The 21,921-nt window shown below is 45.5% G+C and carries 17 protein-coding genes and 1 pseudogene; 12 read left to right on the forward strand and 6 right to left on the reverse strand.

The features are described from left to right. Positions 1-33 precede the first annotated feature (33 nt). Complete coding sequence (locus tag R7P69_RS02295) at positions 34-2,136, reverse strand: TonB-dependent siderophore receptor (RefSeq protein WP_054578633.1); 2,103 nt, start codon at positions 2,134-2,136, stop codon at positions 34-36. A gap of 145 nt (positions 2,137-2,281) precedes the next feature. Between R7P69_RS02295 and R7P69_RS02300 the strand changes: the two genes are divergently transcribed. The 6 genes from R7P69_RS02300 (at position 2,282) to R7P69_RS02325 (ending at position 9,447) form a co-directional block, all read left to right on the forward strand. Further along, the gene (locus R7P69_RS02300; RefSeq protein WP_033906862.1) at positions 2,282-4,135 is read left to right on the forward strand and encodes an ABC transporter ATP-binding protein; all 1,854 of its coding nucleotides are present in this window, start codon (positions 2,282-2,284) and stop codon (positions 4,133-4,135) included. A 237-nt stretch (positions 4,136-4,372) separates the two neighbouring features. Beyond that, positions 4,373-5,407, forward strand: a complete 1,035-nt coding sequence (locus tag R7P69_RS02305) for a DUF4118 domain-containing protein (RefSeq protein WP_031778887.1) — start codon at positions 4,373-4,375, stop codon at positions 5,405-5,407. Further along, a complete protein-coding gene (locus tag R7P69_RS02310) occupies positions 5,404-6,102 on the forward strand; it encodes a response regulator transcription factor (RefSeq protein WP_234499475.1) in 699 nt (232 codons plus the stop codon). Before R7P69_RS02305 ends, R7P69_RS02310 begins: the two co-directional genes overlap by 4 nt. 151 nt (positions 6,103-6,253) lie before the next feature. Next, the gene (locus R7P69_RS02315) at positions 6,254-6,907 is read left to right on the forward strand and encodes a potassium channel family protein (protein WP_234499476.1); all 654 of its coding nucleotides are present in this window, start codon (positions 6,254-6,256) and stop codon (positions 6,905-6,907) included. A 1-nt stretch (position 6,908) separates the two neighbouring features. Further along, positions 6,909-8,273: a TrkH family potassium uptake protein gene (locus tag R7P69_RS02320; protein ID WP_025768536.1), complete on the forward strand. Its 1,365-nt coding sequence runs from the start codon at positions 6,909-6,911 to the stop codon at positions 8,271-8,273. Positions 8,274-8,520: 247 nt separating this feature from the next. Next, on the forward strand, positions 8,521-9,447 hold the full coding sequence (locus R7P69_RS02325; RefSeq protein ID WP_115386780.1) for a LysR substrate-binding domain-containing protein: 927 nt from the start codon (positions 8,521-8,523) through the stop codon (positions 9,445-9,447). A 92-nt stretch (positions 9,448-9,539) separates the two neighbouring features. On the opposite strand, the gene R7P69_RS02330 is transcribed toward R7P69_RS02325, so the two are convergent. Then, positions 9,540-11,276: a BCCT family transporter gene (locus R7P69_RS02330; protein ID WP_021035854.1), complete on the reverse strand. Its 1,737-nt coding sequence runs from the start codon at positions 11,274-11,276 to the stop codon at positions 9,540-9,542. Positions 11,277-11,595: 319 nt separating this feature from the next. On the opposite strand from R7P69_RS02330, the gene R7P69_RS02335 reads away from it, so the two are divergent. The 6 genes and pseudogenes from R7P69_RS02335 to R7P69_RS02360 all read left to right on the forward strand — a co-directional run bounded on the left by R7P69_RS02335 (position 11,596) and on the right by R7P69_RS02360 (position 17,473). Then, positions 11,596-12,783: an aromatic ring-hydroxylating oxygenase subunit alpha gene (locus tag R7P69_RS02335; RefSeq protein WP_054577059.1), complete on the forward strand. Its 1,188-nt coding sequence runs from the start codon at positions 11,596-11,598 to the stop codon at positions 12,781-12,783. Between the two features lies 1 nt (position 12,784). Beyond that, complete coding sequence (locus R7P69_RS02340; RefSeq protein ID WP_238952502.1) at positions 12,785-14,221, forward strand: aldehyde dehydrogenase family protein; 1,437 nt, start codon at positions 12,785-12,787, stop codon at positions 14,219-14,221. 142 nt (positions 14,222-14,363) lie between these two features. After that, a pseudogene (locus R7P69_RS02345) lies at positions 14,364-14,525 on the forward strand (rubredoxin); the annotation flags it as partial. After that, a complete protein-coding gene (locus tag R7P69_RS02350) occupies positions 14,514-15,797 on the forward strand; it encodes an NAD(P)/FAD-dependent oxidoreductase (protein WP_238952796.1) in 1,284 nt (427 codons plus the stop codon). The pseudogene R7P69_RS02345 and the gene R7P69_RS02350, both read left to right, overlap by 12 nt. Positions 15,798-15,809: 12 nt before the next feature. Beyond that, positions 15,810-17,126 carry an NAD(P)/FAD-dependent oxidoreductase gene (locus R7P69_RS02355; RefSeq protein WP_238952503.1) on the forward strand — a complete coding sequence of 439 codons (1,317 nt, stop codon included), beginning with the start codon at positions 15,810-15,812 and terminating at the stop codon, positions 17,124-17,126. Then, the gene (locus R7P69_RS02360; protein ID WP_005375208.1) at positions 17,123-17,473 is read left to right on the forward strand and encodes an ethanolamine utilization protein EutQ; all 351 of its coding nucleotides are present in this window, start codon (positions 17,123-17,125) and stop codon (positions 17,471-17,473) included. Before R7P69_RS02355 ends, R7P69_RS02360 begins: the two co-directional genes overlap by 4 nt. 227 nt (positions 17,474-17,700) lie before the next feature. On the opposite strand, the gene azu is transcribed toward R7P69_RS02360, so the two are convergent. The 4 genes from azu to norR form a co-directional block, all read right to left on the reverse strand. Further along, on the reverse strand, positions 17,701-18,153 hold the full coding sequence (gene azu, locus R7P69_RS02365) for an azurin (RefSeq protein ID WP_005375211.1): 453 nt from the start codon (positions 18,151-18,153) through the stop codon (positions 17,701-17,703). A gap of 335 nt (positions 18,154-18,488) precedes the next feature. Continuing rightward, a complete protein-coding gene (locus tag R7P69_RS02370) occupies positions 18,489-19,139 on the reverse strand; it encodes an HAD family hydrolase (RefSeq protein ID WP_054578640.1) in 651 nt (216 codons plus the stop codon). 256 nt (positions 19,140-19,395) lie between these two features. Further along, on the reverse strand, positions 19,396-19,914 hold the full coding sequence (locus R7P69_RS02375; protein WP_005375218.1) for a hypothetical protein: 519 nt from the start codon (positions 19,912-19,914) through the stop codon (positions 19,396-19,398). Positions 19,915-20,313: 399 nt separating this feature from the next. Beyond that, positions 20,314-21,846, reverse strand: coding sequence for a nitric oxide reductase transcriptional regulator NorR (gene norR, locus R7P69_RS02380; protein WP_020197159.1), 1,533 nt, complete (start codon positions 21,844-21,846; stop codon positions 20,314-20,316). Positions 21,847-21,921: the final 75 nt, after the last annotated feature.

Here is a 21,921-nt window from a genome sequence, read left to right on the forward strand (position 1 = left end):
AACTCCCCTCAATAGAGGGGAGTAGAAGTACAATTACCAGCGGTAGTTTGCGTTTAGCATAACAGAGCGAGACTGGCCGTAGTAACACCAGTAATCGCAACCTGAAACAAACTCTTTATCTAGGATGTTGTTCACGTTTAGCTGTGCTTGCCACTGTGAAGTGATGTCGTAAGTGACTGACGCATCCCAAAGAGTGACAGAAGGAACCGTTAGGTTCGAGCTCTTAGGGTTATCTTTTGACTCACCTACGTAGCGCACACCAGTACCGATATTGAGGCCTGGAATCAGGCTGTAGGCGCTGTAGTCTACCCATGCAGACGCTTGATGCTCAGGAATAAGTGCGGCTTGTTTTTTACCTTGGCCAAAGCTCTCATCTGTTTTCGCTTTAGTGTAGGTGTAGCTTGCCATCAGTTTTAGATCGTCGGTTAGCTGCGCCGTGCTTTCTAGCTCAATACCTTGAGATGTCACTTCACCTGTTTGTGTCGCAATCCATGTTGATGGGTTAGTGACCAACGCGTTCTTTTGCGTGATGTCGAACCATGCAAGGTTGATAAAGCCATCCATAAAGCTTGGCTCATACTTTACACCCACTTCTACTTGCTCGCCTTCCAGCGGTTTGTAAAGTTCATTGGTTGCCGCATCAATAGTGCTGATCACTTCAAACGACTGAGAGTAGTTTGCGTAAGGTGACAGGCCATTGTTTGCAAGGTACATCACACCCGCACTTAGAGAGAGCTGACCATCATCACGAGATTCACTTTGATCAACGGTAGCGCCTTTGCCAGAGTTTTCTGTTTTCACCCAGTCGTAACGAGCACCTATGTTACCAATCCACTGTTCATGCAGTTTCAATTGGTATTGTGAATAGAGACTTGCTTGAGATTTCTCAATCTCACGTTTCACGTTGTTGGCAGGATCAAGAGGGGTGAAGTTGCCGTAAACTGGGTTCCACGGGTTGATAGTGCCAAATGCATAGTTGTCTTGCTCGTCGCCATCGGTTTTGTGGAATTGCAGATCCATACCGATAAGCACTGTGTGCTCTGCGTTGTCTGTCATCCAGTTGCCGACAGCATTGTTATCGAACGTGATGCTCTGGTTTTTTCCGTCACGGAATACGATGCCTTGCGTTAACTCTTCTTTCGCTGGATCGTTGTTTGAGAACGCGTAAGAGCTGCGCAAGTACAACTCATTCGAACCGTAGTTGAGGTTTTGCGAGAGTGACCACATGTCATTGATGTCGTGCTCTAGTAAGTAACCTAGAGAAAACTGCGTGCGTTCGTATTTATCGTAGTTTGGCTGACCAAGGTTAGTCGAAGGATCGATTTTGCCAAAGTTAGAACCAATCAGAGTACCTGCTGCCGGGAAGAATGGGTTAGTTGGTACACCGTCATCATGAAGGTAAGTTGCCAAAACGGTCAGCATTGTACGGTCAGAAATGTCGAACTCGACACTTGGCGCTAGGTAGAAACGCTCGTTATTTGTGCCGTCCAGTTCACCATCTTGGCTTGTCATCAAGCCAACCAAACGATAGCGCACAGTGCCTGCGTCGTTTGCTTCGTCAGCAATGTCAAAACCTACGGATTGGTGTTGGTTGTTGCCAACTTCGACTTTTACTTCGCCTTGAGGCGTAAACGTTGGTTTTTTCTGAACAGCATTCACGATACCGCCTGGTGCCGATTCACCAAACAGAATAGCCGATGGACCTTTAACGACTTCTACACTTTCTAGGCCGTAAGGTTCGACCAACCATGTGTAGTAACCATCGCGGAATAGGCGGTTGCCGTTTAGGTAAGTCGCTGCATCAAATCCACGAACTTTGAACCAATCAGTGTCGTTGTCTGCGCCATAAGGCTGAGCGGTTACACCAGACGTGTAGCGTAATGCTTCATCTAGCTTTTTCGGTGCACGAACACGAAGTTCATCTTCAGAAATGATAGATACGCTGCGCGGCGTTTCTGCTGCCGGGGTTTCTACTTTAAGTGCTTGCGCGGTGACCGTTATGGTCTCCATGGCAATCACGTCATCTTGTACGACGTCTTCTTGAGCTTGTGCTGTGAATGCAACCACTGCTGTAGGTGCTAAAGCACAAACCAACGCGTTGCGGATAGCGATGGTCAGTGAGTTATTCTTTTGCATAAATCTATTCCCGATAATTATGATTAACGCTAAGCTTAATTGTAATTATTATCATTTGAGCTTTTGTTTCGGTATTTTACTGACTTTTGTATCAAAAGATAGTAAAACGTTCGCAAATTCATTCGCGGTACCTAAAGTCATTGTTATGTTCAATTGGTTTGAAAAGCTGACCCAACCCTTTCCCCAGATGGAAACCGAAAAGCCACCGAAGACGCTATTTGGCTTTTGTCGTTTTTACACTCGTGGCTTTGAAGCCCCTTTACTCGTTATGGCTGTGTTCAGTGCGCTTATTGCCATTACTGAGGTGACGCTGTTGCGTTATATGGGCGAGCTCGTCGATATTCTCTCTAATCAAGATCGCGCAACATTCTGGCAAGACCAGGGTGATCGCATGCTAATGATGCTGTTCTTAGTGGCGGTTGTGATGCCAGCTCTCGGTTTTGTCCACTCAATGGTGATGCACCAAACGTTATTGGGTAACTACCCGATGTCTATCCGTTGGTTGATTCACCGTTACTTGCTAAAACAAGCGGTTGGATTTTTCCAGCGTGACTTTGCAGGCCGAGTTGCGACCAAAGTGATGCAAAGTGCGTTAGCGGTACGAGAAACGGTCATGAAGCTGGTGGATGTACTGGTTTATATCAGCGTTTATTTTCTTTCGATGCTTTGGATGATGGGCGAAGCCGATGGTTTGCTAATGCTACCTATTGTGATTTGGATAGGAATGTACGCGGTTATCCAGTTCTACTTTATCCCTAAAATGAAACAAGTAGCGACAGAGCAAGCGGATGCTCGTTCTGTAATGACTGGGCGCATTGTCGATTCTTACACCAACATATCTACCGTAAAGCTATTCGCGCACTCGCAACGAGAGTTGGAATACGCAGAAAGCAGCATGAAGCAATTTTTGGTGACGGTTTACCGCCAAATGCGCATGGTGACTTGTTTACTGTTTAGTGTGGATGCCATCAACTATTTGCTGCTGATGTCTATTAGTGCCATTTCGGTTTATCTATGGCTAGATCACGCTGTAACAATTGGTGCTATTGCGATTGCCATCAGTATTGCATTGCGTGTACAAGGTATGTCGAAGTGGATCATGTGGGAAGTTAGCGCACTGTTTGAAAACATCGGTACAGTAGTAGACGGTATTAATACGATTTCAAACGATGTTGAAGTGAAAGACGTACCAAATGCTAAGCCTTTGCAAATCTCCCAAGGTGAGATCTGCTTTGATCACGTAGGTTTTAACTACAGTGACGAGAAGGCGGTATTTGAGAACTTGAACCTGACTATCAAACCGGGCGAAAAAGTCGGCATTGTCGGTCGTTCTGGGGCAGGTAAATCCACGTTGGTCAACTTGTTGCTGCGTTTTTACGACGTAAATACCGGTAAGATTTGCATTGATGGACAGGACATTTCTCAAGTCGAACAAGAGTCGCTTCGCCAACACATCGGTATGATCACGCAAGACACCTCTTTGCTGCATCGTTCAATTAAAGAGAACATTCTTTACGGTGATCCAGATGCTTCAATGGATGCCGTTATCGCAGCTGCTGAGAAAGCACATGCTCATGATTTCATTCAATCTCTACGAGACGAGCAAGGTAACGTTGGCTATGACGTTGAAGTGGGTGAACGCGGTGTGAAGCTGTCTGGTGGTCAGCGTCAACGTGTGGCGATTGCTCGCGTTCTGCTGAAAAACGCGCCAATTTTGATCATGGATGAAGCAACGTCTGCACTTGATTCAGAAGTAGAATCGGCAATTCAAGAAAACCTTGAAGTTCTGATGGAAGGAAAAACAGTGATTGCGATTGCTCACCGTTTATCAACGATTGCCGCGATGGATCGTTTGATTGTAATGGATGACGGCAAAATCATTGAGCAAGGCTCGCATTACGAGCTGCTGCAATTGGGTGGTGTTTACGCTCAGTTGTGGAAGCATCAAACCGGCGGTTTTTTGTCTGAGCAAGGTGATGCTCAACTGCAAGTCATCTAATATGACGCTACACGAAAGAGGAGCAAATGCTCCTCTTTTTTGTGTCTGTCGTTTATACCGAGTAAGTAGGCGTTAATGGGCAACGTTAACTTGTGATTATTCATTGAGTTAGGCCAACTTAATGATGATTATGTTTATAACTCACTGTCGTTATTGAATTTTTTACGCTTTTTTTACGCGAACTCCGAATGGGCTTTTGCTAAAGTTTTCTACATCGAATTTTGGTTGATGTATTTTATGTTTGTTCAATGGCGAGATAACACCTTTCTCTTTTCTACTACCGTGATTGTTGGCGCGGTTGTCGTCTCATGGTTGTTAGACCAACTGTTTGGCTCTACAGCCGCAGTCCTGCTGATTTTACAGTTAGCGGTCGTGGTAGTGGCGTTTCAATGCAACTCGCGATTCGCTTATGCGGCGGCGGTGATCGAAGCGTTGAGCTTCAACTTCTTTTTCACGACGCCTCGTTACTCTTTGCAGATGTTTCGTCCGGAAGACATTTTTAATTTAGTCGTGTTTATGGTGGTGGCATTTATCACCAGCACCTTTGCGGATCTTTATCGTCGCCAGCAGGGAGAGTTAAAACAAACCAAGCTGCAAAACAGCATCCTGCTATCGGTGTCCCATGACCTACGCACGCCGCTGGCAACCATTATTGGAACACTGACCACACTCAACGAGTACATGCCCAAGCTCAATGACTTAGAGCGCAAAGAATTGCTCGACAGTGCGACTTCAGAAAGCCATCGCTTGCATCAATATATCGAGAACCTCTTACAGGCGACTAAGCTCCAGCACGGCACATTAAAAATTACCAAAAAAGATGAGCTGATTGCAGATATTGTGCGGGATGCGGTTTCTCGTTTGCCAAATTACACCGAGAAAGTGTCCATGAATATGGATGATTCCGTTGATTATTTGTCAGTAAGTCGTTCGCTCATCGAACAAGCGATTTTTAATGTGTTGGATAATGCCATGCGATTTTCACCAGAGAATGAATCTGTTGAGGTTTCTCTTTCTAAGCAGGGGTCGTCGTGCGTGATTGATGTTCGGGACATGGGGATTGGCATCAAAGCTGAAGATGCGGAAAAAATTTTCAACCTTTTCTATTCCGGTGTGAACAACAAATCGGCCGATTCAGGCACCGGAATGGGACTCGCGGTTGCCAAAGGCATCATCACCGCACACCAAGGATATATTCAATCTATGCCAGTATCAGAAGGGACGCTGATCCGCATTCGACTTCCACTCAATCAAGGAGCAGAGCAGGCGTGAGTTACAAAGTTTTAGTCGTGGACGATGAGCCTCGCATTCATACCTTTATTCGAATTTCGCTGTCTGCTGAAGGGTTTGATTACATTGGCGCGAGTACCATTGCAGAAGCCAAAGCGTGTTTCGAAGCGTATTCGCCGCACGTCATTCTGCTAGATTTAGGCTTGCCCGACGGCGATGGGGCGGAGTTTCTCACTACGCTTCGTCAGACGTATAAAACGCCAGTGCTAGTGCTGACAGCTCGCGATCAAGAAGAGGAAAAAATCCGCCTTTTAGAAGCGGGCGCGAATGATTACTTGAGCAAGCCTTTTGGCGTAAAAGAGCTCATCGCGCGCATCAAAGTGCTGGTTCGAGATTTGGTGGATGAGCAAACCGTCGCTGATGAGCTGGTGGCTGGCCGAGTCAAAATCATCAAAAGTACTCACCAATTTTGGTTGGATCAGAGGGAAATTCCACTCACCAAGAAAGAGTTTTCCTTCATGGAACAGTTGATTCTCAAGCCGGGAAAACTCATTGAGCAAACTCATTTGCTAGCGGTGATTTGGGGAAAAAGTCATGTCGAAGATACTCACTACTTACGCGTGTTAGTGAGTCAACTACGCAAAAAACTGAACGATAGTGCTGACGAACAGCGGCTATTAAAAACCGAGCCGGGGCTGGGTTATCGTTTAGTGCTTGAGACGTCCAAGCACCACTAAATTCCAAATTTAATCAACGTTAATGCCAAGGTTTAGTGCTGGCTATCGGCACTCGAACAGGATTCGTGTTGCCTATTTTCCGTGACGGAAAATCAGTCTAGCCCTTAACGCATTAGCATTTTCTATACATAAAACACAGTTAGGGATTGATATGGCTCACTTTACAGTAATTGGTTTAGGGCGATTTGGCGTTGCCGCCAGCTTAGAACTTATTCATCTTGGACACACGGTAACGGGGGTGGATAGCGACCCGAAAATCGTCGAAAAATACGTCGAAGAGTTAACGCAAGCGGTCATATGTGACGCGACAGACGAAGGTGCACTCAGAGAATTAGCGCTAGCGAACAGTGATGTGGTGTTGGTGGCGATTGGCGAAGACATGGAAGCCAGTTTGTTGTGTACGCTGGCGCTTAAAAATCTGGGTGTGAAATCCATTTGGGTCAAAGCGAGCACCAAAGCGCACCACACCATCGTGTCTAAGCTTGGTGTACAACGCATTATTCATCCGGAAGAGGAGATGGGCGTAAGAGTCGCGCAGGCACTCAACTATCCGATGGTGAACAACTATTTAGAAATGGGGCATGGCTTGTATGTGGTGGAAATCCACGTTAAATCTAATCTGCACGATACGCCGCTTTCTAAGTTGATCAGCCAAGGTAGTTACAACATTCAGCCGATATTGGTGAAGCGCGAAGAAGCCGTCTACACCAATATCAATGATGAGTTTGTGCTTAATGAGTTCGACACGCTGTTGCTTTGTGGTAGTCGCGCTGAGCTGAAATACGTCGCGCCAAGGTTGGTGTAACATGGTTTTGTGGCATCCCTCTATTATCCCAATAGAACGAAAGCCCAAAGCGGGCAAAAAACTGTTGGGCGCACCGCCATTGATACTTAGCCTCAGCTTTGCGTGCTTGATCATGCTCGGCACAGTTTTACTCAAACTGCCGATTGCCACCACAGAGCCCATCACTTGGATTCAAAGTCTATTTACTGCGACATCGGCCATTACGGTGACGGGATTAGTTGTGGTAGACACGGGCACGGCGTTTACGCCTTTTGGGCAAGTGGTTATTGCTTTCCTGATTCAATGTGGTGGCCTAGGTTTAATGACGTTTGCCATCGTGACCTTGCTGGCTCTGGGCGGAAAAATTGGCTTTTTGGAGCGAGCCGTCGCGAGAGAGGCGTTCAACCAAACTGATTCATCGACACTCATTGCCACTGCTAAATCTGTATTGATGTTCGCTCTGCTCGTTGAACTTATTGGTTTCACTATTTTGAGCGTTTATTGGAGTGAAGAGCTGGGCTGGGAAACCAGTTTGTTCCATGGTTTCTTCTACACCATCAGTGCGTTTAACAATGCAGGTTTTGCGTTGAGTGCCGATAGCTTAATGCCTTACGTGGACGACCCGGTCGTTAACTTCACCATTACCAGTTTGTTCATTATTGGTGGTTTAGGCTTCTCGGTTTGGATTGACTTAAAACGCAATCGCCGTTGGCATCGACTCACCGTTTACAGTCGAATGATGATCTTAGGCACGATGATCATTAACGTGGTGGCACTTATCGCGATTTATCTGATTGAATATGACAACCCCAACACGCTTGCCCCGTTGAGCGAAGCAGGGAAATGGTGGGCATCGTGGTTTCAAGCGGTGACGCCAAGAACGGCAGGGTTCAACACTTTAGCTATCGATCAGTTGGAAGATGCCACAACGGCGATCATTCTGGTGTTGATGTTTATCGGCGGTGGATCATTGAGTACGGCAAGTGGCATTAAAGTTGTGACATTTATAGTGTTAGTCTTGGCGACTTACAGCTATTTGCGTCGCGATGAAGCAACCTATGCCTTTCAACGCGAGATTCCCAAAGAGACCATCAGCAAGGCATTGGCGCTGACTCTGATCTCGGTGGGGGTGACTTGGTTTGCCATATTCACGCTGTTACTGACAGAGAAAGCGTCTATGTTAGACATTATGTTCGAAGCGGTCTCGGCACTGGGTACGGTTGGGTTATCGCGAGGCTTAACGGGCAGTTTGTCCGAACCGGGTGAGTTAGTGATCATCTTCATGATGTTTATGGGACGATTAGGGCCTCTTACATTAGCGTACTTCTTAGCCAGTCCAAGAAAGAAAAAAGCGCGTTACGCGAGTACTAAACTGGCAATAGGGTAAATGGGCTAACTCGTACAAAGTGAGCAAAAGGCTAGACAAAAGAGGAGTAACTGCTCCTCTTTTTGTGCTCGTTGTAGCCACGAAACTGTATACGGCAGTCTCTCTCACAACAATTTATGATTCATCTCTATTTTTTATCATTTATAAATTGTCGTTTTTGAGGTGTTGTCCAGAATGGCATTATCCACGTGCAACATAAGATTGCCGGGAATAAAAATAATTACAATACTGCCTTACTGGAAGATACATGAAAATCAAACCCCTCCCACCTTTAAATAGCCTCGTTGCGTTTGAAGCGTCGGCGCGGCACTTGAGTTTTACGTTAGCCGCTGACGAGCTAAACGTGACCCAAGGTGCTATAAGTCGCCAAATTAGACAATTAGAAGAATACTTAGGCAAGGCTATGTTCACGCGAGCCAATCGAAGCATTAATTTAACGCCTACAGGTCTTCAATATTATCAAGCTGTCAGCCAATCTTTGCTCGATATTGCTCAAATAACTGGTGAAGTGAAGAAGTGGCAGGGCGAACAAAAGATCACGGTTGCGACGACAAATGCAATGGCAGCCTTGTGGTTGTTGCCTAAGGTTGCTCAATTTCAAAATGAACATGATGACATCGATATAAGAATATTGGCCTCAGATAATGTGTTGGACTTACGCAGATTAGATTGCGATCTCGCCTTGTTTTATTGTCGCACTCCACCTGCGGAAATGGATGTGACAACGCTATTTTCAGAAGAAGTATTCCCTGTGTGTAGCCCGCTTTATTTAGAGAAAATCGGCCAGCCTAGTAAGCCAGAAGAAATCTTCAATAAAACGTTACTCTATCTGGAAGAGTCTCAAAGAGATTGGGTGAATTGGGAGCAGTGGTTTGCGAGTGTAGGATTGCCAAATATTTCGCCTCGTAATCGCATGAACATCAATAACTATCCAATGCTGTTACAAGCGGCAATTAATGGTCAGGGAATCGCGTTAGCCTGGGGGTCATTAGTGGACGACTATTTACAAAGCGGTGCTTTAGTTAGGCCAGTCGAACACGTGCTTTCAACACCTTCCAATTTCTCTATGCTTGAACCTAAAAATAGAGGTTTAATCCCAGCAAGCGTCAAGCGTTTTAGAGAGTGGCTTTTGCAACAGTTGCCAGATGAGGTGGGTGATCGAGGTTTAGCTTAAATCAATAAGCAGAGAAAATAACAGAGTTTGGTAATGTTAAAAAAGCGGGAATATCAGTTCCCGCTTTTTTAATTGATGGATGAAACGACGCACTAACTTAGTACTGGTCCCTGATTAAGTGTGGAATCATCTTTCAGCGAGGATCTTGAAGCGATAGGCTCGGAAGCCACAGTTTTGCTTTCAACAAGCGGTTCAACAGGACCATCAAGTTTCTCTTGCTCTGGGTGAACATGCTCAGGAAGCATTGCCCATGGCTTAGGTTCGCGTCGAATACTATGGAACAGCGTTAAGCTCATCACCGCGATAAAAATCGCGATAGGGAAACCGGCAATAATGGAGGCTGTTTGCATTGCTTTTAACCCTCCTGCATATAGAAGCACTCCCGCAATGGCAGCGATCATGATTCCCCACAATACGCGTATAGACGTAGGAGGCTCACTGTGCCCAGCGGCATCGAGGGTACATAGAACCAAGGTACCCGAGTCTGCGGAGGTAATGAAATAAGTACCGAGCAATAGACACGCAAGCACGCTAAGGAGTTTACCAAACATACCTGTATCTAGATTGTCGAATAGCGTAAACAAAGCGCGTGTCGTATCGGCTTTAGTCGCTTCAAGAATCGGGCCGCCAGAGAAATCCGCAGGTGGTGTTTGTTTGGCTTCTTGTGCCGCAGTGACTTGCTCTTGATGAGCAACACGAGCGTCTTGCTCTACCTTCAACGCTGCACCACCAAATACTGAAATCCATAAAAACGTGATCAGCGTGGGTACGATGAGAGCACCGCCGATAAGTTCACGTATTGTGCGTCCTTTAGAGATACGAGCCACAAACATGCCAACGAAAGGTGCCCAAGTCATCCACCAAGGCCAGTAATAAGCCGTCCACCAGTTTTGCCAGCCAGAGTCATTCTGTGCATCGCTCCATAAGCTCATACCGACAATGTTTTGTGCATAAAGCCCCGTACTTTCGAGTAGCGTATTTAAGATATAGCGAGTTGGGCCAATGTAAAGTACGACTAGCACGAGTGCGAGTGAGAGCAGCATGTTCCATTCTGATAAACGGCGAATACCTTTTCCTACACCAGATAGCACCGACGCAACCGCACAAGTACAAAGGGAAACGATAATAAAGAGTTGAATCCCCAAACTAATATCTAGACCAAAGGCTTGATTCAAACCAGAGTTTATTTGGATAACTCCCATCCCCAAGGTTTGAGATATACCGAAAGCGGTCACCGCGACTGTTAGGATATCAACCGTGTGTCCGATAGGCCCATAAATACGATCACCAATCAAAGGGTACAAGATAGAGCGTAGGGTAAAAGGCAGATCTTTACGGTAGGAAAAGTAAGCTAATGCGAGTGCCACAATGATAAAGACAGACCAAGGATGTAGGCCCCAGTGAAAGAATGTCAGTTTCATTGATGTTGTTGCGGCTTCATTGGTCAGGCCTTGAGTAAATGGGTTGTCAGCGTAATGCCACATCGGTTCGGCGACCGACCAGAAAATCAAGCCTATCCCCATGCCTCCGGAAAAAAGCATGGATACCCAAGACAAATAACTAAACTCTGGTTTTTCGTCATCTTTACTCAAACGAATATGCCCATATCGACTAACCATAAGGTAAAGAAGAAAACCGACAACGAGTGAAACAAGTCCGATGTAAAACCACTTCATATTCTGCAGCAAAATGCCGGAAATCGTTTCGAAGTATTGGCCCGCTTGGTTGGCGAGAATGGCGCAGAAAAGTACAAAACCGATAACGACGATCTTTGATGCGATAGTCACAGTCGGATTGAGTCCTTTCAATATCCCAGATGTTGCTCTCATAGGCATCCCTCACAGTGCGTTTGTTTTAGCGTTATTGTTTGTTGCGTTATTGTTAATTTTTGAAAGAGAGTAGAGAGAGGGCTTTTGTGTTTCAACTGATTAATACTCATCGGTTAATGAGTATTAATCATGACAAGAAGATCATTGTTAATTAAAAGGTTATTTTTTTGTTCGAGATCAATGCATGAATGACAAAAACTCATCCAAGCCCGGCGAAAAAGTCGTTTGTTTGTTGCCGGGTTGTTAATCAAAATCATCTCCACTAACACAACACGATGTTGTACGCACTGGATGCAACTCGACTCTCGGAGATAAGAATATGAGTAATGTCAACCAAACCATTATTCCTGTTGAACTTGTTGATAATGTACTGAACCCAATCAGTGAAGCAACAGGAATGCCGAATCAGGCCTACACCAGCGAAGAGTATTTTACTTTTGAGCGTGATCAGGTGTTTGGTAACACTTGGGTATGCATTGGTTTTGCATCAGACCTGCTTAAAAATGGCTATGTGATGCCACTTGATTTCATGAATCTTCCACTACTCATGATGAGAAATCGTCAAGGTGAAGTCCAAGTCTTCCACAACGTATGTAGTCATCGTGGTATGAAGCTGGTGCATGAGGCAGGCGAAGTTCAAGGCATGATTCGCTGTCCTTACCATTCATGGACGTACGATCTTGACGGCAATCTAAAAGGCACACCACACATTGGTGGTATCGCAAAACACAAAGATGACCGATTTAAGTGTGAAAAACATGGCCTTAAGCCACTTCGTTCAGCCGTTTGGATGGACATGGTGTTCGTCAACTTATCGGGCAATGCAGAAAGCTTTGAAGAGCATATCGCGCCGCTAGAGCAACGTTGGCAGCAATTCTTAGGTGAAGAAGGATTAGGGCTTCTTCGCCGCGTGAACATGGGTGGCAACCTAGAGATAGAAGTGAAAAGTAACTGGAAGCTTGCCGTAGAAAACTACTGTGAAGCTTACCACTTACCTTGGGTGCATCCGAGTTTGAACAGTTATTCTCGCCTAGAGGATCACTACAACATCATGTTTGCAGAGCGTTTTGCTGGCCAAGGTAGTCTCGCATACAACCTCTCTGATACTGCAGGAACACACTTACCTAAATTTCCAAACTGGCCAGAAGATAAACTGCGTCATGCAGAATATGTTGCACTCTTTCCAAACGTGTTGCTTGGTATTCAAGCCGATCATGCCTTTGCAATGATGATTGAACCAATCACTGCGAATAAAAGTGTTGAGCACCTACGTGTTTTCTATGTGGGTGATGAAGCAACGAAAGATGAGTTCGCTGCGTGCCGTACTGCTACCGTTGAGTCATGGCGAGTCGTATTCGGCGAAGATATTGGAGCGGTCGAGGGCATGCAGGAAGGTCGTTACTCACCTGGCTTTGGTGGTGGTGTGTTCTCACCAGAAATGGATGTTCCAACGCATTTCTTTCAAACCTGGTTGGCAAAGCAAGTGAAAGCGGCACTGGAGCAGTAATATGATGCATTACCTTAATTATATTGATGGTGAGTGGTGCGATTCAGAGCAAGCGCTGACCGTCATGAACCCTGGCACAGCCGAAGCGTATGCGACGGTTGCAGAAGCCACTATCACCGATGCCGATCGCGCAATGGCAGCGGCACGTCGAGTAGTCAATCAAGGCGTTCTTTCGGACGTTCGTCCAGCCGTCAGAACCGAGTGGATGTTAAAAGCCGCCGCGGCTATTCGTGAAATGGTTGATGAAGGTGGGTTAGTTGCCTGCCGTGAAAATGGGAAATCTTTGCAAGATGCCAAAGATGAGTTTTTAGAATCGGCACGTTACTTCGAATACTACGCTGGCATGGCCGACAAGCTGGAAGGCACGTCAATTCCGTTGGGTAAAGATTATGTCGATTTCACCCAATATGTGCCGTTTGGTGTGTCAGTGCAGATTGTGCCGTGGAATTTCCCAGTTTCTATTTGTGCACGCTCATTAGCACCTGCATTAGCTGCTGGTAACGCAGTGGTGATCAAATCGCCAGAGATTTCCCCACTCGCTATGACGTTGTTGATTAAAGCGATTGAAAAAGCGGGTTTCCCAAAAGGCGCGATTAACTTGCTATGTGGCAAAGGCTCCGTAGTTGGCAGCCACTTGGTGCAGCATCAAGACGTTGATCAAATTGTCTTTACAGGTTCTGTGCCGACCGGCCAACGCATACTGAAAGATTCAGCGCAACGCGCCACACCATCTGTGATGGAGCTGGGTGGTAAATCGGCCGCTATCGCACTGAAAGATGTGAGTCTCGAAACGCTTTTACAAAGCGTTCAAGTCGGTATTTTCTTTAACGCTGGTCAAGTGTGTTCGGCAATGTCTCGTTTGCTAATTCAAAAAGAGCGTTATGAAGAAGTAAAAGCGGCGGTAGTGAAAATGGCGCAAGACCTAACCATTGGTCAAGGTGAAAGCCAGCCGGATGTAACACCGTTGGTATCGGCTGATCAACAAGCGCGCGTGCTTGAAATGATAGAACAAGCAAAAGCCGACGGCGCGAACATCCTAACGGGTGGCTACGCCCCTGATTTGTCGGGTTACTTTGTGGCACCGACGGTGATTGAAGCCTCACCAGATATGCGTATTGCTCAAGAAGAAGTGTTTGGTCCTGTACTGGTAATTACACCGTTTGAAACCGAGCAAGAGGCCGTTGAAATCGCGAATTGCACCGATTTTGGCCTGGTTGCTGGTGTCTTTGGTGAAAGCCTAAACCAAACATTGCGTGTGGCGCAGCAACTGCGTGGTGGGCAAGTGTTCATCAATGAATGGTTTGCTGGTGGTATCGAAACACCATTTGGTGGCGTGGGCTTGTCCGGTTTTGGGCGAGAAAAAGGACAAGAAGCGATTTATAGCTATGTCCAGACACGCAATATTGCCATTCGTTTGCAGCAAGACAGCAACGTATAGGTACCGTGTAACTGTATTTTCATCACCTCGTACCGGCTTGGATTTCAGACCACAAGCTAGGGCGAGGTTGATGGAATCACAACAAATCTGACAACGGTTTGTAAACACGGAAATTCTGAACAAGGTAGTTGGAGTATAAGTGATGAGAAAGTGGCTCTGTATTATTTGCGGCTTAATCTATGATGAAGCACAAGGTTGGCCATCCGATGGCATTGCACCAGGAACAGCATGGGAAGATGTACCGGATGACTGGTTATGTCCTGACTGTTTAGTGGGTAAGGCCGATTTTGAAATGATCGAAATCACCGACGATGCGCCACTAGAAGAGGTTGCAGCGGTGTCTTCGGTGTCGGTAGAAGCGTCTGTTCAGCCAAATACTGCTCAGCCTCTTCCATCTGAAGTTACTCAACCTGTATTCTCAAATGACCCTATCGTTATCATCGGTAGTGGCCACAGTGGTTACCAGTTGGCGGCGGCACTTAGAGCGCAATCTGAGACGGTTCCGATCACTGTCTTTACCGCTGATGATGGCGCTTTGTACAGCAAACCAGCATTGTCTAATGCACTGGTCATGAATAAAGACGGCGACGCGCTACAAAGTGAGAGCGCGTTGGAGTGGGAAAGCCGTCTCAATATCCGAGTTTATCCGCATACCCGTGTTGAACAGATCGATCGTGCCAATTCAACGCTATATACCTGCATCGGTAAATACGCCTACAGCCGCTTGGTACTGGCAACAGGTGCATCACCGATTGAAATCCCAATTGAGGGCGATCGCTCTTGGGTTATGAGTGTGAACGACTTAGTTGATTACCGCCGTTTCAGAGCGGAGCTGCAAGACAAAAAGCGCATCGCGATCCTAGGTGATGGCTTAATTGGCTGTGAGTTCGCAAATGATCTGATCGAAAGCGGTTATGAAGTAACAGTTATCGGGTTGGGTCAATGGCCAATGGAGCGTTTGATCCCGCAACAGTTGGGTGAATCATTACAAAGCGCACTTGCCGATCGAGGCGTGCAATGGGCTCTACAAGACAGTATCACCAGAATCGAGCCAAGGTCCGCATCCAGTGCGGTTTTACATCTAAACAGTGGCAAGCAGATTGAAGCAGATCTAGTGCTGAGCGCGGTTGGACTCAAGCCAAATGTTTCTCTGGCTGAGCGCGCGGGGCTTGAAGTAGGCCGGGGCATTAAAGTGAATCAATTCGGCCAGACGAGTGATGAGAATATTTACTCGCTAGGTGATTGTGTTGAAACTGAGCAAGGTTGGCAGCCCTATATTGCGCCGATTAATCAAATGATCCCTTCTGTAGCGAAAAGCTTGCTAGGCGATGTCGCTCCTATCTCGTTAACACCAACTCCAGTGATTGTAAAAACGCCGATTCTTCCACTCACGATTTTCCCGGTAGCCGCTGAAGAACAGGGACAATGGTACATCGAGAACCAAGCAGATGAATTGACCGCTGCGTTTTATTCACCAGAAGGAGCAATGCTCGGTTTTGCGTTGCTAGGAAGAAAAGTACAGTTATTACGCGGCCCTTGGCTAGATCAATTGTCATTGAAACTGTCAGCAGCGTAGCGGAGAAAAAAGATGATTCATTTACCCAATGATGACGTGACGTGTGGTTGGTACCATGCGTTGCCAAGTATTCCAGAAAAATCGGCGTTAAAAGGTAAACAAAGTGCTGACTATGCCGTGTTAGGTGCCGGTTTCGCAGGCTTAGCTATGGCAAGACGTTTAGCTGAACTTATGCCTAATGCACAAATTATACTGATTGATGCGCAACGTATCGGCCAAGGGGCTTCAGGAAGAAATTCGGGCTTTGTTATCGATTTGCCTCATAAGTTTTCACTTGAGCATCCCGACCCTGAGCACAAGCAAAAGTTATTATCACTCAACCGTTCTGCGATTGCTCAGCTAAACACTTTAGTGTCGAAGCACAGTATTTCTTGTCAGTGGTCAGCAAAGGGCAAATATCAAGGAGCCGTAGGCGCGCGCGGTGAAGCGTATCTCGATCACTTTGAGCACCTAATGAAAGACCTTGGCGAACCATACTTCCATGTTAATGGCAGTGAGCTGGCGAAAGTCTTGGGAACCAACTACTACAGCCGCGCAATTTACACGCCAGGTGGTTATTTAATGCAACCTGCTGCTTTGGTGCGTGGGCTAGGGGAAAGCCTTCCAGAGAACGTCGAGGTGTTAGAGAACTCGCCAATCCGCAAGCTCAGTAAAGAAAACGGTTGCTGGGTATTACATGGAGATAGTGGCTCTGTTGAAACCCCTGAACTGCTGCTTGGGACCAGCATTTTTACTCGGGAGTTTGGTTATCTTAAAAACAGACTACTTCCAGTGATGACGTTTGCAAGCTGGACGCGTCCATTGACCGACGTAGAAATGCAACGATACGGAGGTGAGCTGAATTGGGGCCTAACCCCAGCTGATCATGCGGGAACGACGTTACGTATGACCGCTGATCGACGTATTTTGATCCGCAATACTTACAAATACGTGCCGAAGTATGGCTCAAGCATGAACGATAAAGTCAGAGAGCAAATCCGAGACGATCATCGTCAGGTCTTTCTGGCGCGTTATCCCGAGCTGGCCGACGTACCATTTACTCACACATGGGGTGGGGTGTATGCCATCTCTCGTAACTTTACTAACTTTTTCGGTCAATTAGATGAAGGTGTTTATGCCAGCGCTTGTGACAATGGTGTTGGTGCTGCGTGGGGAACCATTTCTGGAACACTGTTAGCTGACTATGTCGTTGGTGCGACATCTAAATCATTGGATGACATACAGCAAGTGACAGGAATGCCTTGTTTGAATCCGCCAGAGCCTTTTTTAGGTTTGGGAGTAAAAACGCGTATCCAATTAGCAAAATGGCAAAGCCGGAGTGAATTATGAAGCAAGTCAAACTTGTTGATAGTAAAAGTCTAGATTTCAATGTTCGTGGTGATACGCCGGGAATGGCGTATGTTGCCAGGGCGTTAAGCCCAGAAATTTCACCAAACATTGGCGTAGGCTTTGCTAAATGGGAAGGCGCTAAAGTGGCTTGGACAGTGCTTTATGATGAAGTTATTTTCGTGATTGAAGGCTGTTTCGAGCTGACCGCAAATGGTGAAACACATTTTGTGCACCCAGGTCAGATGCTGTGGATACCGGAAGGAACTGAATTGGTTTATGGTGGGCATGCTCTGTTCGGCTATGTGGTTCATCCAGGAAACTGGAAAGAGTTACATGGTATTGAATGACTTTTATCATTTAGTAGTGTCTCGGAAAGGCAAAACAAAAAACCGATTTTTACCCATGAGTTTTCGTAAAAGAACTTAATCTCAGTGGAGCAAGGGTTTCTTACTTGCTATGTTTCTTGGTCACGTTTCCAGACGTGTTAGACCTTTCTCAATTGCTATTTTATCTATCAAAAAAGGGAAGCCTTGGCTTCCCTATAATGAGTCTTCTTTTGGCTTGGCTGAATCTTTTATTTTAGCTCAAATTTACCCTGCATGATTGCCCAGTGACCCGGGAACGAACAGAAGAATGAATAGTCACCGCCGGCTTTCATTTTCTCAGTACTGAACGTAATGCTGGTGCTTTCACCGCCACCAATTACTTTTGTGTGAGCGTAGACGCGATCATCATTTGGTTTTACGTAGTTATTTTCTGCTCCAGCTGCCATGCCATCAGTACCGACTGCTTGTAGGTTGGCTGTGTCAGAGATGACCACGTTGTGACCCATCGATTGCGCTGGCATCTTACCTGTGTGATTCAGCGTTAGTTTTACCTCTTTACAAGTGGCTGGTACGCTCAATGTTTTAGTAGAAAACTGCATCATATCGTTAGCATCTAATGACACTTCACACTCGGCACTGGCTTGGGCACCAAAGCTCATTCCTACTAATGCGAAGGTTGTTGCTAATAAACGTAAAGACATATAACACTCTCCATTTTGTATTTTAGGCTGACTTGGATTGATCTTATCCAATAGTTCTCATTATCAGCCAATTTTCACTCCAAAAACGTGCTTCAATCGGTATATTGACGTTTTGTTGCAAGCTTGTACTGGTCAGTTCCGCTATTTGATCACTCAAATGCCTTATTTCATGCGATTGCGTGAGTTAAATCAAAAGTCGTGATTAGCCAGAGTTAAGGTGAAAATAATCTCTCTAAACGGGTGGCAGAACTGTTTGGTTTTACGGTATTGGAGAGGTTTCAAGAAAGAAGCTCAGCTAAATTGCTGAGCTTCTAGAGAACAGACGGCAAGTAGACCTAGCGAGTTTGCTTTAACGTGTGCAACACATCATGCAGTGAAGGTGCGACGGTATGGCCTAATTGTTTTATTTCGTTGCAAGGCTCAACCAAATCAGGAATTTGATAAGTGATCATGTTCGCTGCTACAGCAGCACGCACGCCATTATTTGAATCTTCAAAGGCGAGACATTTGGTTGGATCTACGCTTAGACGACTTGCTGCAAGCAGGTAGATCTCTGGCTCAGGTTTGCCGTGTGACACTTCACAGCCTGTCGTTAAGTTGTCGAAATACTTGCTTAGGCCCGCTAATTCCAACTTCTTCTGTGCCACTTCTTTTGCTGTAGAAGTGGCGACTGCAATTGGCAACCCTTGGCTTTTCAACCACTCAAGCAGCTCAATCACCCCTTCTTTTACTGGTATCGCTTGGTGCTTAACCACAGCGTCGTAACGGTCGCGCCACTCTTGGTGTAAGCGGTCAAGATCATCCCCATAAGCTTTACGAAAAATCACTTCAATGCCCGCTGCATTGCGACCAATGATTGAAAGATAAACATCTTTATAGAAGGGTAGGTTCTGGGCTTCACATGCTTCTTGGAAAATATGCATACAGACGCGCTCAGTATCAAGGAGCAAACCATCCATATCAAAAATAGCAGCTTGGTAGTTCATTACATTAAGACTTTTTGGTTGGGATGGCGCATTTTGACACAAGCAGATCGGTTTTTCTTCTAAAAATTAGAACTTGATTTTGATCCTATGAGTTCACATTGCCTTTGAACACACTATACACAGAGTCTATAAACTAGGTGTGAAATATAATGTTTTTAAAATTAGAAAAATTTCAGTTAAATAGATAAAACTCTATCTTAATATAAGCTAGAGCTTTATTAATATCCTATTGTTATTTTAACTATTGAATGATTTGTTAATAATAAAATAATACCAAGTCACGATTGTTTACGACTGCATGAGTGTACCAGCTCTTGACTTCAGATATTTGTTGCTCTGATAAGCCTCCGAAGTCAACGTTATCTTGGTGAATATCTTGATTTTTTATCATAAAAACAACAGGGAAATCGTCAGGGAATGGGAATTTTATAGGATAATCGGTATTAGTGAATGGAATATCGCAGAAATCGTTTACATCGCAAGGATACCAAGAGTTATTGGATAAGTAATAACCAGTTATCTTACATATAGCTTCAAGCAAGTAAGCATAGGCGTAACCCAAGTGACTGTATTTTATCTCTTCAGATAACATTTGCATAAGAAGCTCTTCAGCTCGGATGCTTTCGCCACTACTTTCCAGCATTTCATTAATCACTTTAAAGGAGTCTTGACACCTTTCCATGATGGCTTTTTCTAGCTCTGGATTACGCTCATTCTTTAGTACGTTAAAAACCTTTTCAGTATCTAATGAATATACTGTCGCCCCATATCCCATATTTTATTCTCCTCACTTTTATACAGTTAAATTCATTTAAGTGTTTTTTATCGAAGGGATTATATTTTGATGTTTTTTGAAGGTAAAGTGTATATATAGAGGTTGTATTTATTATGATGAACTTTGAAAGTTTAAATTCTTAAAATAAATACTATATATTTAATTTTATTAGATCTAGCTCATAAAAATACCTTAACTATTATTGTGTTTATTGTTAAGGGTTATTAAATCTGTGAGGTGGTTCAAGACAATAAAATTTAGAAGAAAATACCGTCAAACTTAGGTGGCTATTCTATCTGAGCACTCAGCCCACTACTTATGGTGGGCTGAGTGCGCGGTTGGGCATCAGGCACATTATTTGGCGATGAATATGCCATATTAGGTGATATTCGTTAGTGTCTATTTTATCCCTAGGCGTTTTGCTAAGCGGTGTAAATTACCGTTATCTAATTCAAGCTGACGTGCCGTTGCTGCCCAGTTGCCTTGATTCTCTTCCAGTGCTCGAACAATCATCGCTTTTTGGAAGGCATCTGTGGCAGGCTTTAATCCACCTTCTGGTAGCTCAAGCCGAGAGTTTTGCTCCGTTTCTTCAACATTCTTGATGTTCTGATTCGGCGTTCGAATATCAAAATCTTGCTCAACCAACTCAATGTCTATGGCGTGAGTACGTGCTTTTGCCAAAACACCGGCACGTTTAATTACATGCTCAAGCTCTCGCACGTTGCCTGGCCATGAATAGTCTTTGAGTGCTTGAACTAAAGTGGGGGACAAACGAATGCTGTTCAATCCCAATTTGCTTCTTAAGCGTTCGGCAAAAAAGCCTGCGAGTAGTACCACATCGTCTTCACGTTCACGAAGAGGTGGAACATGAAGCGGGAAGACACTTAAACGATGATACAAGTCGGCTCGGAAGCGACCAGCAGTCACTTCTTCATGCAATATGCGGTTAGTGGCGGCGACAATGCGTGTGTTGACTCGAATATGACGGTCATCACCCACACGTTGAATGTCGCCGTATTGTAGAGCTCGAAGTAACTTGGCTTGCAGCTCTAACGACAGTTCGCCGACTTCATCCAAAAACAGTGTGCCGCCGTCGGCTTGTTCGAACTTACCCTTACGATTGCTGATCGCGCCTGTGAATGCGCCTTTGATATGGCCGAACAACTCGCTTTCCGCGACTGATTCCGGCAGTGCCGCACAGTTGAGGTAAACCAAAGTATTGCTAGAGCGGCTAGAGCGATGGTGAATAGCGCTGGCAACTAACTCTTTACCTACGCCCGTTTCTCCCATAACCAGCACGGACAACTCCGTATCGGCGACTGCATCAATCTGCTCTTGAAGATTCTTCATCCCCTGAGAGTTGCCAATGATTTCATTACTTAAGGTGCGTTTCTCGGCGTAAGAGTCGCGTGGCAGGCTCGCTTGTGTCTCTAGTTGTTCTAGTAGGAGTGCAGTGTGTAGGCCACCTGCTGCCAACGCGCTGACAAAACGTAACTCTTGGTTGCGTAGCCCATCAAATTGGTTGGGGTCGAAGGCGTCAATCGTAATGGCACCAATCAGTTGATCGTCGATCAGCAGAGGCAAACCAATGCAAGAATGGACATGCAGTTTGTCATCGTGGTTAGGGATCAAACCATCGTATGGATCAGGTAAGTCGCTGTCAGAGGGAAAGCGCACGATATCGCCTGCTCGGGCAATGGCTTCTAACCTTGGGTGTTGCTCAATAGAGAAACGGCGTCCAAGGACCTCTTTCGCCAATCCATTGATCGCTAAAGGTTTAAAGTGCTGGTCTTCATACAAAAGAAGGGCAGAAGAGTCACACTTCAATACGTCTCGAATGGTGGTTAACAACGTATCGAAGCGAGCCTGTTGAGTGAGCGCCGAGTTAAGGTCTTGCGTGATGTGTAGCCATTGCGCGATTAAAGAAGTCATAGCCAATACCGATTGTGTCAATATGACTATTGTAGTGTCTTAATGACAATTTTCAACTGTGTCTAAATGACACTT

Origin of the sequence: Vibrio sp. 661 (assembly GCF_033339315.1) — a bacterium.
In the GTDB taxonomy this organism is placed as follows: domain Bacteria; phylum Pseudomonadota; class Gammaproteobacteria; order Enterobacterales; family Vibrionaceae; genus Vibrio; species Vibrio alginolyticus.